General features: G+C 35.8%; 3 protein-coding genes. All 3 read left to right on the forward strand.

Annotation, left to right across the window (positions count from 1 at the left end):
• Positions 1-202: 202 nt before the first annotated feature.
• The 3 genes from flgB to fliE are packed head-to-tail and all read left to right on the forward strand — an operon-like array spanning position 203 to position 1,466.
• Positions 203-634, forward strand: coding sequence for a flagellar basal body rod protein FlgB (flgB, locus tag AB1414_11165; protein ID MEW6607990.1), 432 nt, complete (start codon positions 203-205; stop codon positions 632-634).
• Positions 635-641: 7 nt separating this feature from the next.
• Complete coding sequence (flgC, locus tag AB1414_11170) at positions 642-1,082, forward strand: flagellar basal body rod protein FlgC (GenBank protein ID MEW6607991.1); 441 nt, start codon at positions 642-644, stop codon at positions 1,080-1,082.
• 57 nt (positions 1,083-1,139) lie between these two features.
• Complete coding sequence (gene fliE, locus AB1414_11175; GenBank protein ID MEW6607992.1) at positions 1,140-1,466, forward strand: flagellar hook-basal body complex protein FliE; 327 nt, start codon at positions 1,140-1,142, stop codon at positions 1,464-1,466.
• The last annotated feature ends 231 nt before the right edge of the window (positions 1,467-1,697 follow it).

The following is a 1,697-nucleotide window of genomic DNA, read 5'->3' on the forward strand; positions in this document are numbered from 1 at the left end:
TTTTCCACAATCAATTTCTACCTATTTCTATAAATTTCAATCTATTTCTATTATCTTATCTCCATATCACTCTTATCTCCTTATCCCCTTTCTTACACTTTTGATATATAGCCTGAACGGTTACTATGATTTGTTCTTTGATAAATTAATTAAACTTTTTACCCTAAAATGCCGATAAATGTAAATGGAGGCAAAAAATATTATGTTTGACCAATCTACCCATATGCAAACAGTGAAAATATTAGAGAACTCACTCGATACTGCGACCTTACGGCAAAAGGTGATTGCGGATAATATTGCTAATGTTAATACGCCAGGTTTTAAGAAAAGTTATGTAAGCTTTGAAGATGAGCTTGCCCTGGCATTGCAGAAAAAGGAAACATCAAATTTTAAAGCAAGGACGACTGACCCTAAACATATTCAATTTTATAAACCACCAAAACATCCAACCGCAGTTCGACCACGAATGTTTGTGGAAGATGATACTACTTTTCGTAATGACCTGAATAATGTTGATATAAATGCTGAAATGGCTAATTTAGCAAAAAATTCTATTATGTATGAGGCAGTAGTTAATAGAATAAGTGGGATGTTTCAGATGCTTGATGTGGTAATAAGAGGAGGCACAAGATAGTATCATGATGAATCTTTTTCAAACAATTAATACATCTGGCTCAGGACTTACCGCAGAACAATTACGAATGGATGTAATTGCTAATAATATTGCGAATGTGAATACAACTCGAACTCCACAAGGAGGCCCTTATCGTCGACAAAGAGTAGTATTTACTCCTCGTGAACCGCAGGTATTTTTTAATATACCATTTGTTAAATCACAGGTTATCTACAATGGTAAAGGGGTGCGTGTCGTAGGTATTGAAGAAGACCCTTCTCCATTTAAAATAGAATATCGACCTGAACATCCAGATGCAGATAAAGATGGTTATGTTCGGTTGCCAAATGTAAATGTAGTTTTGGAGATGACGGATATGATTACCGCGACCAGGGCTTATGAGGCAAATGTAGCCGCAATGCGGTCTGCAAAAGAAATGATGATTAGGGCACTGGATATTAGTAGATAAAACTTTTTTCTTGACAAAAAGAAGTTTTTATAGTAAAATAAGGAGGTTAATGGTAAAGTGACACCAGTGAGTTTAGATTCATTAATGCCAAAGTCAGAATTAATGTTTCAAACAAGAATAGAGAAGAAAAAAGAAGATGTATCCCCATCTAATGAATTAATTAATAGTTTTTCTACTGTATTCCAGAAACACATAAATGAGGTAAATGGATTATTAGGTGAATCGGGAGAATTAACCAGAAAATTAGCCGCTGGAGAAATAGATGATGTTCATACCGTAATGATTGCGGCAGAAAAGGCAAGGATTGCACTAAATTTTACCTTGACGATGCGAGATAGAATAATTCGTGCCTATGAGGATACATTAGCGATGGGTGGAAGGTAGTGGACAGTGAACAAAAATTACTGATTGCTGATTCCTGATAATAAAAATGGGAGGGGGGACAGATGCCAGCATGGTTAACACAAATCATTACTTTTTGGAATGGCTTGACTCGCACCCAAAAGATAACGATTGGTGGAGTTGCCGCAGCAGTACTTATAGTCCTGTTATTCTCACTCCAATATGTTGGGAAAGTAGAGTATGTTAATCTGTATGTTAATATTGAGCCACAAG

It is taken from the genome of bacterium (assembly GCA_040755795.1).
Classification (GTDB): Bacteria; UBA9089; CG2-30-40-21; order CG2-30-40-21; family SBAY01; genus JBFLXS01.